The 13,112-nt window shown below is 67.9% G+C and carries 16 protein-coding genes; 2 read left to right on the top strand and 14 right to left on the bottom strand.

Features of this window, described 5'->3' with window-relative positions:
- Position 1: 1 nt before the first annotated feature.
- Positions 2–316, bottom strand: a complete 315-nt coding sequence (locus ABT340_RS28160; protein ID WP_352013851.1) for a DUF6204 family protein — start codon at positions 314–316, stop codon at positions 2–4.
- Positions 316–936: a TetR/AcrR family transcriptional regulator gene (locus ABT340_RS28155; protein ID WP_352013850.1), complete on the bottom strand. Its 621-nt coding sequence runs from the start codon at positions 934–936 to the stop codon at positions 316–318. The genes ABT340_RS28160 and ABT340_RS28155 overlap by 1 nt, the downstream gene beginning before the upstream one ends.
- A gap of 266 nt (positions 937–1,202) precedes the next feature.
- Between ABT340_RS28155 and ABT340_RS28150 the strand changes: the two genes are divergently transcribed.
- Positions 1,203–1,622, top strand: coding sequence for a DUF7144 family membrane protein (locus ABT340_RS28150; RefSeq protein WP_352013849.1), 420 nt, complete (start codon positions 1,203–1,205; stop codon positions 1,620–1,622).
- On the opposite strand, the gene ABT340_RS28145 is transcribed toward ABT340_RS28150, so the two are convergent.
- The 10 genes from ABT340_RS28145 to ABT340_RS28100 form a co-directional block, all read right to left on the bottom strand.
- Complete coding sequence (locus tag ABT340_RS28145) at positions 1,567–2,208, bottom strand: TetR/AcrR family transcriptional regulator (RefSeq protein ID WP_352013848.1); 642 nt, start codon at positions 2,206–2,208, stop codon at positions 1,567–1,569. The genes ABT340_RS28150 and ABT340_RS28145 overlap by 56 nt on opposite strands.
- 32 nt (positions 2,209–2,240) lie before the next feature.
- Positions 2,241–3,437, bottom strand: a complete 1,197-nt coding sequence (locus tag ABT340_RS28140) for a cytochrome P450 (protein ID WP_352013847.1) — start codon at positions 3,435–3,437, stop codon at positions 2,241–2,243.
- Between the two features lie 902 nt (positions 3,438–4,339).
- Positions 4,340–4,945: a hypothetical protein gene (locus tag ABT340_RS28135; RefSeq protein WP_352013846.1), complete on the bottom strand. Its 606-nt coding sequence runs from the start codon at positions 4,943–4,945 to the stop codon at positions 4,340–4,342.
- 187 nt (positions 4,946–5,132) lie between these two features.
- Positions 5,133–5,336, bottom strand: a complete 204-nt coding sequence (locus ABT340_RS28130; RefSeq protein ID WP_352013845.1) for a DUF397 domain-containing protein — start codon at positions 5,334–5,336, stop codon at positions 5,133–5,135.
- Positions 5,327–6,154, bottom strand: a complete 828-nt coding sequence (locus tag ABT340_RS28125; protein WP_352013843.1) for a helix-turn-helix domain-containing protein — start codon at positions 6,152–6,154, stop codon at positions 5,327–5,329. Before ABT340_RS28125 ends, ABT340_RS28130 begins: the two co-directional genes overlap by 10 nt.
- Before the next feature lie 745 nt (positions 6,155–6,899).
- Entirely contained in the window at positions 6,900–7,355 is a 456-nt protein-coding gene (locus ABT340_RS28120) for a GNAT family N-acetyltransferase (RefSeq protein ID WP_352013842.1), read from the bottom strand.
- Positions 7,356–7,509: 154 nt separating this feature from the next.
- Entirely contained in the window at positions 7,510–8,130 is a 621-nt protein-coding gene (locus ABT340_RS28115) for a hypothetical protein (RefSeq protein ID WP_352013841.1), read from the bottom strand.
- Positions 8,131–8,144: 14 nt separating this feature from the next.
- Entirely contained in the window at positions 8,145–8,627 is a 483-nt protein-coding gene (locus ABT340_RS28110; protein ID WP_352013840.1) for a hypothetical protein, read from the bottom strand.
- Positions 8,628–8,781: 154 nt separating this feature from the next.
- On the bottom strand, positions 8,782–8,961 hold the full coding sequence (locus tag ABT340_RS28105; protein WP_352013839.1) for a PadR family transcriptional regulator: 180 nt from the start codon (positions 8,959–8,961) through the stop codon (positions 8,782–8,784).
- A 47-nt stretch (positions 8,962–9,008) separates the two neighbouring features.
- Positions 9,009–9,455 carry a MarR family winged helix-turn-helix transcriptional regulator gene (locus ABT340_RS28100; protein ID WP_352013838.1) on the bottom strand — a complete coding sequence of 149 codons (447 nt, stop codon included), beginning with the start codon at positions 9,453–9,455 and terminating at the stop codon, positions 9,009–9,011.
- A 250-nt stretch (positions 9,456–9,705) separates the two neighbouring features.
- On the opposite strand from ABT340_RS28100, the gene ilvA reads away from it, so the two are divergent.
- Entirely contained in the window at positions 9,706–10,914 is a 1,209-nt protein-coding gene (gene ilvA / locus ABT340_RS28095) for a threonine ammonia-lyase (protein ID WP_352013837.1), read from the top strand.
- 11 nt (positions 10,915–10,925) lie between these two features.
- On the opposite strand, the gene ABT340_RS28090 is transcribed toward ilvA, so the two are convergent.
- Together ABT340_RS28090 and ABT340_RS28085 are read right to left on the bottom strand one after the other, a co-directional pair.
- Complete coding sequence (locus ABT340_RS28090; protein WP_352013937.1) at positions 10,926–12,383, bottom strand: M1 family metallopeptidase; 1,458 nt, start codon at positions 12,381–12,383, stop codon at positions 10,926–10,928.
- Between the two features lie 82 nt (positions 12,384–12,465).
- Positions 12,466–13,035, bottom strand: coding sequence for an RDD family protein (locus ABT340_RS28085; RefSeq protein ID WP_352013836.1), 570 nt, complete (start codon positions 13,033–13,035; stop codon positions 12,466–12,468).
- Positions 13,036–13,112 lie beyond the last annotated feature (77 nt).

The following is a 13,112-nucleotide window of genomic DNA, read 5'->3' as shown; positions in this document are numbered from 1 at the left end:
GTCAGCGGCGGCGGATCTTCACCTCGCGCATGTCGACGGCCGAGACCGACAGGTCGCCGTGGCCGTACTCGCCGAGTCTGGCCTTGACGGCGGCCAGGGCCAGTTCGACGGCCTCGGCCTCGCCCTCCTCGTCGTCGACCGCGATGACGTAGCGGAAGCTGAACGGCCCGATGGCGGCGTCGTAGGCGAAGCCGCCCTCCCTGGTGAAGCCGTTGAGCAGCATGTCGCGGTCGGCCAGTCGCGCGGTCAGTTCGGCCCGCTGGTCGTCGGTGAGACCGATGAACCTGCCTCTGATGGTCACCCGGTAGTCGTGCATCAGTCCTTCTTTCGCGTGTCGAGTGCCGCCCAGGAGTCGAGGAGGAGGGTGACGGCGTCGGTCGCCGTGCGGTCGTCGACGTCGTCGGGGGTGAGCAGCCTCTGGACGAGCAGGCCGTCCTCCAGGGCGTGGACGATCATGGAGAGCAGTTTCGGGTCCGCGGGCGGGCCCGCGTCCCGGCGGACGAGCTCCCGCCGTACCCCCTCGGTGATCGCGTCTCTGGCGAACAGCTCCCGCTGGGCGAGCAACGGGCGGATCTCCGGGTTGCGCAGGGCGTAGAGGAGGAGCTCAAGGCGTAGCGCCAGCCAGCTCTCCTGGTGCTCGGCGTGGTCGCGGTGCCAGGCGTGCAGCAGGCTCGTCAGATGCTCGGACGAGGTGGCCCGGCCGCATATCTCGGCCAACTCCTCCCGTGCCCGTTCGGTGCGCCTGGTGAGCAGTGCGACGACCAGCTCGTGCTTGCCGTCGAAGTTGCCGTAGAAAGCCCCTCGGGTGTAGCCGGCCCGCTCGGCGATCTGTTCGATGGAGGTGCCGTTGACCCCGCGTTCCGCGAACAGCTCCGAGGCCGAGGCCAGTAACTTGCGCCTGGTCTCCTCACGGCTCTGCTCCCTTGACAACCGCATCCACATACCTCCGCGCTCAGATACAGAAGTGTATCTGAAAGTGATCAGTGCGGACGCGTGCCGCGGACCCGGACGGAACGTGCGATGTACCCGGGGTCGGATCACTCAATCCGCACAGCCGGGACGGTACGGTCGGCGGCGGTTTCGCCCGTGGTTTCGCCCGTGGAGGAGTGGAGGGCAAAGACCCGTCCACGGGACGGCACCGGGACGGGCGAGGTTTCCCCGGCGTCGGTGACGGCTCACCGGTCAAGGGGCAGCAGATTCATATGGCACAGCACCATATGGCACACAACACGCGGATGACGGGCTGGATCGGCTGGATCTGGTTCGCGGGCGTGGTCATGATCGTGGACGGCTTCTTCAACGCCATCTCCGGTCTGTACGCGATCTTCAACAACGATCTCTACGTGCAGATCCGCGACAAGCTGCTGGTGCTCAACCTCACCGGATGGGGCTGGGTCCACCTCATACTCGGCATCCTGCTCGTGGCCGTCGGCATCACCCTGCTGATGGGTCAGGAGTGGGCGCGGATGGCGGCCGTCGTCCTCGTGGCGGTCAACGCCATCACCCAGATGGCCTGGCTCGCGGCCAATCCGTGGTGGTCCATCGTCGTCATCGCGGTCGACGTCGTCATCCTGTACGCGCTGATCGTGCACGGGCGTGAGGCCGCTGCCCTGCGGGACTGATCCTCTCGCCCGGCTCGGACGGCGGAGGCAGCGGCGCCTCTGAAGGACGGGTCCCGTCGAACAGGAGCGCCAGGTATCTCCGGTGGCCGTCGAGACCCGTCGGGCCGATCGTGGCCAGGGTCATCACCACCATCGCCGCCAGGTCGCGGACCAGCAGGTCGGCGCGGACCAGTCCGCGCCGCTGGGCGTCGGCGAGCACGTCGCCCAGCGGCGCGCCGAACCGCTCGAACAGGGACTCGGTGAACGCGCCCGCCTCCCGTGCCGCGGTGAGCAGGGCGCGGTGCGAGGCCAACGTGTCCACGATGGCGCCCAGCGCCTCGGCGAGCCCCTGCCGAGGGTCAGCCGCCCGGCGGGCCGCCAGCGCGTGCGGCTCGACCTCCTCGGTGAAGTACGTCTCGAAGCAGGCCCTGATCACGCCGTCACGGTCGCCGAACCGCCGGTAGACGGTGGCGATCCCGACCCCGGCCCTGCGGGCGATCTCATCGAGGGGTACGGCGGTGCCCCCCTCTCGCAAGGCCGTGATCGCAGCCCTGACGATCCTGTCGGAGTTGCGCAGGGCATCGGCTCTGTGTCGTTGCTCTGGCACACACCGAACGCTAGCAGTCCGGATGCGGACGGTTACCAGGCGACCTGCAGGGAGGTCAGGCCGTACACCACGTGGAAGGTGCGGAAGTGCGCCTCGGGATCGACGACGCGCAGCCCGGGGAAGCGCCGAAGCAGCGCGGGGAAGGCGACCCGCATCTCCATCCGCGCCAGCGGGGCCCCCAGACAGTGGTGCACTCCGTGTCCGAAGGCCATGTGGCCGTAGGCGCCCCTGGTGATGTCCAGCTGCCCGGGATCGGGCACGAACGCGGCGTCGCGGTTGGCCGCGGGCAGGGAGCACAGCACCAGCTCGCCCGGTTCGATGACCTGCCCCGCGACCTCGACCTTCGTCGTCGCCATCCTGAAGCCCCCGGAGTGGACGATGCTGAGCCAGCGCATCAGCTCCTCGATCGCCGCCTCGACACGCTCGGGCTCCTTCCTGAGCAGGTCGAGCTGGTCGGGGTGGCGCAGCAGGGCCAGCGTGCCGATGCCCAGCATGTTGGCGGTGGTCTCGTGCCCGGCCACCAGCAGCAGGCTGCCGATGCCGGCGAGTTCGTCGTCGCTCAGCTCGTCGCCGTGCTCGCGCACCAGCATGCCGAGCAGTTCCTCGCCCGGGTCCGACTTGACGTGGGCGACCAGCTCGGCCATGTACTGCCGCGACTCACGCTGGGCCGCGATCCGCTCCTCCGGCGCGAGGGACAGGTCAAGCAACCTGCCGGTCCTGCGCTGGAAGTCCTCCCGATCGGCGTACGGCACGCCGAGCAGCTCGCAGATCACCAGCGAGGGGATCGGCAGCGCGAAGGAGGAGACCAGGTCGGCGGGGGATCCGGCCTTCTCCATCGCGTCCAGGTGGTCCTCGACGATGCGCGTGATCCGGGGTTCGAGCCTGCGCATCCGGCGCAGCGTGAACTCCGGCGTCAGGATCCGGCGTATCCGGGTGTGCTCAGGAGGGTCGAAGGAGAGCAGGTTGCCCGCGCGCAACCTGGCCTTCTCCTCCTCGGTCCGGTACGGATCACCGGGCACGGGGTAGTGGCTCTGCCAGTCGTTGCTGAAGCGCTCGGCGTCACCGAGCACCGCCCGTACGTCGTCGTGGCGGGTGACCAGCCAGGCGTCGAAGCCCAGCGTCGTCGTGATCCGCCTTATGCCCTCCTCGTCCCGAAGTGCCTCCAGCTCGGGAGCGGGGTCGAACCCCGCCCGCCACATGTGCAGCGGCAGCGCAATGGACTCGGTCATGCGACCCCCCGGTTGACTTACCTTCCGGCCGTTCTGTTCCTTCCCAAAAAACGATAGCAACCTATCGATTAGTGGCAAAGAATTACTCACTGGTTGTCAGTCCAAATTGGGATTTGTCTTGCTCTTCCCTGCGAAGGTGCAGGGATTTCGGATACCAGTGCTTCCTTCCACATATGCCCGCTTGAGCAGGAAAGATGGTGGTTTGGTGGCGTTTCGGATGCTCGCTGGAGGCAAAATTGTCATGCCCGTTTCGCTCTCCACCTGCGAAGTGCCGAACCGGAACGCGCCGATCACCCCGCGCGGGGTTTGTCGCGAACCCGCTGCGTCACCGTGGCCCTTCGGGGCGTCCGCCCGCGTGCCGTCCGGCCCGGCACGCGGGCGACGAGCGCGGGCACCCCTCCCTCCCCGCTTCCGTTTATCGGACAAGCGGATGATGGGCGGTGTACGGCGGCGCGCTGTTCCTTGTCGCGAGTGATCGGATCGTGAAACGGGCCTGCAGGGGCCATGGATCGTCCTCGCCGGGGCGATTGGGGAACCTGATGCGTTCGTGTTGTCCGGCGGAGCGTCGGCGACGTGAGAACCGGCCCTGTGGCGACCGCCGGGGCCGAGATTCAGTCGTCGGCACGGGGTTCCTCGGGGGCCGAGTCGGTGAGGATTCGCGGCGTTGCCGCCTTCGGTGCCGTGCTCCCAGCCGTTTCCCGCTTCAGGGGAATCCGCGAAAAAGGCTCCGGTCCGGCGTCCCGTGATGCCGGACCGAACCCCGCTTCGGCGTGTCCACGACGAGAACACATCGTCAACACGCGACTCCCCTCCGCTTATATAGCTTTTTATCATAACGGAGGGTTATATTTCCGTTTATGATCCCCCTTGGGGAGTTTCGGGGATTTATTCGGATGTTTTGGTCAGTCAAGAACCCCGATGCGGGCCACGTCGGTGATGAAACTGACCTTTGTTCCGCCGAGAGAGGCGGACACATGCCAGCAGCCAAGATGGGGAAGCGGCAGTGAGATGGGCTGCACACCGGGCACCGGGTAGGGGCCGGGGCTCTCCCCCCGCACGGTCTCACCCGTCTTGACCGAGACGGCCTCGACCGTCAACGCCTCGTCACGATCCCGCCACCACACCGTCTTGACGGCCACCGTCTCGCCGGAACGCTTGTAGGCGACGTCGGTCGTGTCCAGCAACGTCCACAGGCCGCCCACGCCGTACCAGTCGCCGGGGGTCAGCTGCTCCTGCCGGAACTGTTCGCCCACGTCCTGCGGCATGTCACCCCGGCTGCGCAGCTTGGTCACCGGGCACCCCTTGGTCTTCTTGCCGGGCACCCCGGGACCGACCGTCACGGCGGGCCGGGGAACGGGCGACGACGGCGCCGAGACCGACGCGGCCAGGGACGAAGGCGGCGAGGACGACGGCGCCGGAGCGGGGATCCGGGCGCTCACGGCGCTCTGGCCACAGGCGGAGACCGTCGCCAGCAGCACGAGGACGCCGGCGACCCGGCTCCCGCGCATCAAGTGAGCCGGGCGAGCTCGGGGGCCCCGGCGCTTCCTCCGGAGAATGAGGACTTTCGCCATGCGGTGGTGCTCAGGTCCATTCCTGTTTACCTTCCTCTGGCATGAGATGACACCGGTCCCCGCACCGTGAGGGGCGGGCCGGTGTCATCCGACGCGTCGTCCTGTGACCGATCAGGAAAAAACCCTAGACCAACCTGTCGAACTCACCGGTTTTGACGCCTTCGACGAACGTCCGCCATTCGGCGGCGGTGAAGAGAAGGCTGGGCCCGTCGGGGTTCTTGCTGTCACGCACCGCCGTGCCGCCTGTCAGACCGGCGACCTCGACACACTGCCCACCGTTTCCGCCGGAGAGTGAGGACTTTCGCCACACAGTGGTGCTCAGGTCCATTCCTTTTTCACTTCCTCGATCATGCGGAGGGATGCGTGCTCAGGATAGGCCCACAGTCGTATGGCTTCATAGCGTTTCCAGACGGAGGCGACGGTCTCGCGCTCGGAGGAAACCCGTCCATCTGCCGAAGAATCCACATGGACGATGTCGGGATCGCCGTTCGGAAGTTTTGCGATCATGAAAGCGCCGAGCATTCCCGGCAGGCATTCCGGGGCGACGAGCTGAAGGGAGACAGAGGGGTGTCTCACCGCGTCGAGCAGATGGTCGAGCTGCTCCCGCATCACCTCGGGGCCGCCGACCGGGCGCCGCAGCACACCCGTGTCCATGAGGACCAGCAGGGAGGGAGGGTTCCGCTGGTCGAGGATCTGCCGCCTGCGCATGCGGGCCTGGACGCGTTCGTCCACCTCGGTGGCGGTGATCCTCGGCTCCAGGCTGAAGATCCGCCGCGCGTAGGCCTCGGTCTGCAACAGCCCGGGAACCAGCAGGGGGTCCCAGGAGTGCAGGGCCAGCGCATTGGGTTCGATCTCCTCAACCCAGCCCATGAACCACTTCGGGCCGCCCGGTCTGGCCACGATGCGCCGGTGCAGACCGACGAAATGCTGTCTTTCGGCCAGGTTGAAAATCTGGTCCAGCTTCTCCGCGTCCGCCCTCGACGGGGTACGGGTGGCCATCTCCAGCCTGCTGATCTGGGTCTGCGTGCATCCGAGACGGGCGGCGACGGCGGACTGGGACAGGTGCGCCGCCTCGCGCAGGCGCCGCATCTCCACGCCGAACCGCACACGAGGAGAACCGGGGTCGAGGGAGGGGACGTCACCCATCGTGACCCCTCAGGGACGCCGGTGACCCGGTTCCCGGTGTCGTCCCGGCATCGGGAGGGGAACGGAAACCAGACCGGGAAAACCAATCAACTGTCATTGTCCTGCCCACTCTGACCTGGGAATCCTTTTCACGGGAACTCTGACCTCGAAAGCAGTCCGACAAATAATCCATAACTCATGGTGAGGGGGACGGTACCAGGCGTTTTCGTGCCGGGACACCGTCGGATGGAACAGACCGGTACGGCAATTTTTCACTTCTTGGGTGTGCTCATTCAAGCCATACTGTGTTCCTTTGCGCCGCCTGCGGCGTCGCGGGCTCGGGCGCCCTGAGTCGGTGCTTTCCCTCGTCTCTTCGTCGCTTCGCTCCTGCGTTCCTCAGTCCAAGCACCGACGCGCCCAAGCCGGACACCCCTCACGCTTGGGGCCGGTAAGGCACAAGCAAACCCTTCACGCACGACACCGGAAAGCGCAGGTCGAACCCCTGGGCTTGGCATGGGGAAGGCGCAGGTCCTTGGCGTCGGGAAGCGCGGGGCGAACCTCTCCGCGCGGTATCGGGAAGGGCGAAGACAAAGTCCTCACGGACGGTGCTCGGAAAAAGTGGGCCGAACCTTCACGCATGGTGCCGGTAAGGTCCGGAGAACCCTCGCGTGTGGTGCCGGAAAAGTCTGTTGAACTCTTCGTGCGCGGCGCGGGGAAAGCTCGGGCCTCCGGTTCGCGGTGGTGGGAAGGTACAGATCGAATCGGGTCAGATCGGTTTGCTCAGCCGTACGTCTTCTTCGGTGAAGCTCAGGGAGCGGTAGAAGGCGCGGGCGGGGAGGTTGGCGGCGCCGGTCTCCAGGGTCACGCGGTGCAGGCCGTGCGCGCGTGCCCATGACTCGGCCGCGGACATCAGGGCGCTTCCCACACCCGTGCGTTCGGCCTCGGGGGAGACGACGAGTTCGCCGACGTAGGCGTCCCGTGCGCCGGTGAAGTGCGTGCGGACGGTGACCGTGACGAACCCCGCGACATGGCCGTCGTGAACCGCCACGAACGTTCCATGGTCGTCGTTGCCCGTCCGTTCCAGGGACCCGGTCACCCAGCCGAGTACGGCGGTGCCCACGGCGCCGGGGTCCCGCCAGGTCGCGACTCCCTCGGCCAGGCGGGGGGCCAGCGCGAGCACGGCGGCACGGTCTTCGGGGAGGTAGGGGCGGACGGTGATCATGGACGTGATTCTGGCACCGTACCGGGGGCTGAAAAAACAGCCGCGGCGCGCCGGGTTCGGGACATGTGGGGGTTGTCCGGAGCCCCGGCGAGCGGCGGGTCACACGTCGGCGAGGGGAGTCCGACGCCGAAGAGCCTCGAATGAGGGGGAACCCCTACGAAGGCTGGTAGAGCTGGATCTCGGCGTTCGGCGGCAGGCCGAACACCTTGCGGCCCTCGACCCGGTTCTCCTCGCTCAGCGCGGAGAAGTCGGAGTCGCTGATCTCCAGGGCCCGGGGCGCCCCTTCGGCGGAGAACATCTCCCGCACCGAGGAGCGCACCAGGTCCCCCTCAAGGGCCTCCTGGATGTCGATGACGCGGTAGGTCTCGCCGTTCGGTTCGACGGTCAGCAGTGACAGGTTCTTGTACTGGCTGCTGGCCAGGAGCTTCTGCCCGACCCGGGCGTACTCCTCGCACGAGGCGGCGATGCCGACGAGCTGCTGGCTCTCGCTCTTCTTCCGAACCTCGACGAGGTTCTCGTGACAGAACATCCTGGGCTTGAGTTCCGGCTTCAACGCGGCCAGCACCTGGGGCTTCTCCCGCTTGGGATCGGCCGTCTCCAGGTACCGGTCGATGGCCTCCATCAGGGAGGCGCGCGTCTTGTCGCCGACGACGACGACCGGCTCACGCGCGAGGCCCGTCGAGTCCGGCTCCTGTAACTGCCAGATCATCCAGCCTGCGACACCGACTACGAGCACGCCGCCGATGATGCCCGACGTGAGGGGGAGCGATTTCATCGGTAGATGATTGCCTATCCGCCACCCAGCGTCCATAGGCCGGGAGCGGGCCGTTCACCGGCCGTTCCCCGGAGGGGTTCCCACCGCAGCAGCCCGTCCTTCCAGCCGGACTCCTGAAGGGTCCTCTCCATGATCTGCCTGCGCCTGGGCGGGAAGGCGGTGGAGAAGCCCCTGCCGCACTCCGGGTCCTCAAGGGACGCCCTGATCTCCCTGTCCAGGTGCGGCGTGGCCGCCTCGGGAAGCTTCTGGAGTTCGGGCCTGGAAGCGCTTCCAGCCGTCGCGCTCGACCAGACTCGACGTGGGCTGCCCTGGTCCGCGGCCCGCCGACGACCAGGGACGCGTCCCGGCTCCGCGGTCTCCAGCAGGGTCGCGACCGGTTCGTCCCTGTGGGCATCCCTGTACGAACGGGGACAACCCAGCAGCAGCCGCCGGTAGCGTCGTTCCAGGAGCCCCACGCCCACCCCCGTCGGAGCGTGGGGACCCATGGCGGCGGTCATGAGAACGCCGGTCCGGGCATGGTTCGCCCGGTCACGATCTGAGCCGTCCTCCGCATGCGCGGAGCCTCCGCCGTCACCAGGGACTTTCCCTCGTCGGTGAGCCGGAAGTGTCTCCGCGGCCTGCCGTTGACGATCTCCTCGCGGTCCACGGCGATCAGCCGTTCGCCGTGAGCCGGTCCAGCGCGCCGTACAGCGTGCCGACCGGCGGCCTCACCCGGTTCTCCGACAGTTCAAAGGTCTGCTTGATGACCCCGTGTCCGTGCGGCGGTCCGTCGAGCAGGCAGGCGAGGATGGAGTAGGTCGGCTCGCTGACCACCGGTGATCCTTTGACCATGAGAGAGACCATGCTTCGCCCGGCGAAGTATGGTCAGGCCCGGCCGGTCAGGCGGGAGACCGGGTGCCCCCGGGGAGTTTGGTGAGCAGGGCGCGCAGGGCGCGCAGCTCCTCCTCGCCGAGGTCGAGCAGCTCTGGGGGTGTCATGTGCATCCCCCTGGTCATCTCCTCCTTCGTCGTCACGCCCAGCGGGGTCAGGACCACGAGTCTGACGCGCCGGTCACCGGGGCGCGGACGCCGTTCGGCCATGTGGAGGCGTTCGAGCCGGTCCACGGTCCAGGTCGCGGTCGAGGCGTCGCAGCCCCACTCGGCTGCCAGTTCCTTCATGGTGCGGCCGGTCTCCCCGTCGAGGGAGTCCAGCGCCTTGGCCTCGGTGGGGGTCAGTCCGAGTCCGGTGAGCACGGCGTCCCTGCGGGGCCGAGTGTGCATGATGAATCCGAACATGCTGCGCCACACCTGCTCGGCGACGGTGGTCTTGTCACTGTCGTCTGCCATGTGCTGAGCATACTGAGGCGGCGACAGGTATTTAAGCGATCAAAATATTTGATAGCTCGGTTATTTTGACTTATCCAAGATTTTCCGTGTACGGCACGCACACGGCACGGACAGGCCTGTCCGGCGCCCGTCCATGAAACCGGTCCGGCCGGTGTGACACGGGGAAAACCCCGAGATCAGCACCGTCGACACCCGGGTATGACCGGCGAAGCGCGGGGGAAAGCCACCGGGTGGTGGCAGGATGTCCCGCATGTCAGACCGTCAGGTGACCTACGACGACGTGGTCGCCGCCCGCGAACTACTGGCCGATGTGGCCCTGCGAACCCCTCTGGTGCACTCGCACGTCCTCTCGGCGGCCATCGGCGGCCCCGTCCACCTCAAGTGCGAGAACCTCCAGCGTTCCGGATCGTTCAAGGTGCGCGGGGCCTACGTCAGGATCGCGGGCCTGACCGAGGAGGAGCGGGCCCGGGGCGTGGTCGCGGCCAGCGCGGGCAACCACGCCCAGGGCGTCGCGCTCGGCTCCGGTCTGGTCGGCACCTCCTCCACGGTCTACATGCCGCACGGCGCGCCCCTGCCCAAGGTCGCCGCGACCAACTCCTACGGCGCGCGGGTGGTCTTCTCGGGTGACACCGTGGACACCGCCCTGGCCAGCGCCGTCGAGCACGCCGAACGGACCGGGGCGGTGTTCATCCACCCCTTCGACCACCCGGACGTCATCGCCGGGCAGGGCACCATCGGGCTTGAGATCCTGGAACAGCTTCCCGAGACGGGCACGATCGTGGTCTCCCTGGGTGGTGGTGGGCTGGCCGCCGGGGTGGCGCTGGCCGTCAAGTCGCTGCGGCCCGGCGTGCGGATCATCGCGGTCCAGGCGGAGCGGGCCGCCGCCTACCCGGCCTCGCTGGCCAGGGGCGAGCCGGTCACGGTCCCGCCCGCCACGACCATGGCGGACGGCATCGCGGTCGGCCGCCCGGGAGAGCTGCCCTTCGAGCTGATCCACTATCTGGTGGACAGCGTCCTCACGGTCTCGGAGAGCGAGATATCCCAGGCGCTGCTGCTGTGCCTCGAACGCGCCAAGCAGGTCGTCGAGCCCGCGGGCGTGGCGGGGGTGGCCGCGATCCTGGCCCATCCGCACGTGTTCGAACCGCCCGTGGTCGCGGTGCTGTCCGGGGGCAACATCGACCCGCTGCTGCTGTCGAAGATCCTCAGGCGGGGGCTGGCGGCGGCCGGGCGCTATCTGACCCTGCGCGTCCCGCTGTCCGACCGCCCGGGGGAGTTGGCCGGCCTGCTGGCCGAACTGGCCGGCCTGGGCGCCAACGTGCTCGACATCGCGCACGAACGGATCGGCGTGCACCTGGGCGAGGCCGAGGTCCAGCTACAGCTGGAGACCAAGGGCCCCGCCCACTCGGACGAGGTGCTCGGGTCCCTGCGCCAGGACGGCTACCGGGTCATCTGCGACTGACCCCGGCCCGCCTACCAGGTGGTCGGCTTCCTCGGAGTGAACAGCCACGCGTCGAAGAGGTCGTCGAGCTGCTTTCCGGAGATCCGTTCGGACAGCGCGACGAACTCCGGGGTCGTGACGTAGCCGTACTTGTGCTCGGCGTTCCAGGTCTTCAGCACCCGGAAGAACGCCGGGTCGCCGATCCGCTGCCTGAGGGCGTGCAGCGTCATGGCACCCCGGGTGTAGACCGAGTCGTTGAACAGGTCGTCCGGCTTGGCGCGGCCCGGGGCGTACTTCCAGATGGCGGCACCGGAGTCGACCGCGTAGCGGTTGCGGAAGATCCGCTCGGCGCTGGCGTTGCCCTTGTGCTCGGACCAGAGCCACTCGGCGTAGGTGGCGAAGCCCTCGTTGAGCCACAGGTCCCGCCAGCGCCTGATGCTCATGCTGTCGCCGAACCACTGGTGGGCCAGCTCGTGGGCGATGACGTCGTCACCGGGGTTGAAACCGCCGTACATCGGCTTCGTCTGGTTCTCCAGGGCGTAACCCGCGGGGAAGTCGTCGATCACACCGCCGGTCGAGGAGAACGGATAGGGGCCGAACACCTTGCTCCAGTAGTCGGTGATCTTGGCCGACTGGTTGTAGAGCCGGTTGAGCGAGCCGCTGTAGCGCGGATCGACGGCCGCCACGTTCTTGGTGCCCAGAGCCGTCCTGCCCTCGCGCAGCTCGAACCTGCCCATCGTCACGGTGGCGAGGTAGCTCGCCATCGGGTGGCTCTCCCGCCAGTTGTAGGTCGTCTTCCCGTCCGAGGTGACCGGGCTGCCGACCTGTTCGCCGTTGGCCAGCGCGGTCACGCCCTCGGGGACGGTGATCTCGAAGTCGTAGCGCGCCTTGTCGGCGGGGTGGTCGTTGCCGGGGAACCAGGTCCGCGCGCCGTTGGGCTCGCAGGCGACGAACGCGCCGTCCGAGGTGGGGATGAACCCGTACGTCCCGAGGTTGGGGGAGTTGCGCACCGGCTTCGGCTCCCCGGCGTAGGTGACCTCGACGGTGAAGGCCGACCTGTCGGGAATCATCCTGGGCGGGGTCACGACGAGTTCGTCCCCGGAACGGGAGAAACGCGCGGGGGCGCCGTTCACGGTGACCTTGCCGACCGTGAAGCCGGACAGGTCGAGGTCGAACCTGGACAGGTTCTGGGTCGCCTTGGCCTGGATGCCCGCGACACCGGAGAGGTACTTCCGCTCCGGGTCGTAGTCGATCTTGAGTCGGTAGTGGCCGACGTCGTAGCCGCCGTTGCCGTCGTTGGGGAAGTCGGGATCGCCGATGCCGGCCGCTCCCGCCCTGCCCGCGTGCCGGGCCGCCACCTCCTCATCGGGCATGGAGCCGTCGGCGACGACCGTGGTGGAGCCGCTTTCCCCCTGCGACGCCGACCCGCAGGCGCCGATTGTCCCGATGAGCACCGCTGTCGCCACGACTGCGAGCCTGCCGGACGCCATGATCACAGATCCCCCTCCCGCGCCCGGTCGTGCCGGGCGTCCTGTCGCACACTACGCGAGCGAGACGGGGGAGCTCAGATGATCAGGAATCAACGACCACGGTCTTGGCCGCCATGTCGTGGATGGCCTGTTTGCGGCTGGTGAAGAGGATGAAGGCGAGGTTGATCCATCCCAGGCAGCAGGTGGCGTACAGCACCCACGCGACCAGTTCGCGGAGCGCGGCCTGTCCGACGCCGACCCTGCGCCCGCTGATGTCGGTCACGCGCAGCCCGAACAGCTTCTTGCCCACGGTCCTGCCGTCCCAGAAGGCGGTCAGCAGCCAGTAGTAGAGGAAGCCGACCACGCTCGCCAGCAGCGTGTGCTGCACGGGGATCTGGACGAAGACGCCCTTCTTCGTGTCCCACACGGTGTTGAACGACTCGTAGGTGAAGGGCGAGGAGATGATCCCGACGATGATGATGTCCAGGATTCCGGCGAACAGCCGGCGCCAGCGTCCGCCGAGCCTGGGCGGCCCGGCGCCGTACCCGGGATACTCCGGCCCCGGCGGTCCCGCGCCGTGCCGGGGACCGTACGGCCCGGCGGGGCGCCCGGGGCCCGGCGGCTGGTCGGACCAGGAGGAAGGTCCTGAACTGTCCGATGGCGGTGATCCCATAAGTCGTGAATCACCGCATAACGGCTATTCCAAAGCCAAGGGGAGTTACAAGTTGTCCCTCACGCCCCGCGAGACCA

The organism is Streptosporangium sp. NPDC000239 (genome assembly GCF_040300765.1).
Taxonomy (GTDB): domain Bacteria; phylum Actinomycetota; class Actinomycetes; order Streptosporangiales; family Streptosporangiaceae; genus Streptosporangium.
Note: the sequence above shows the minus strand (reverse complement) of the source record. Positions and strands in the feature narration are given on the sequence as shown.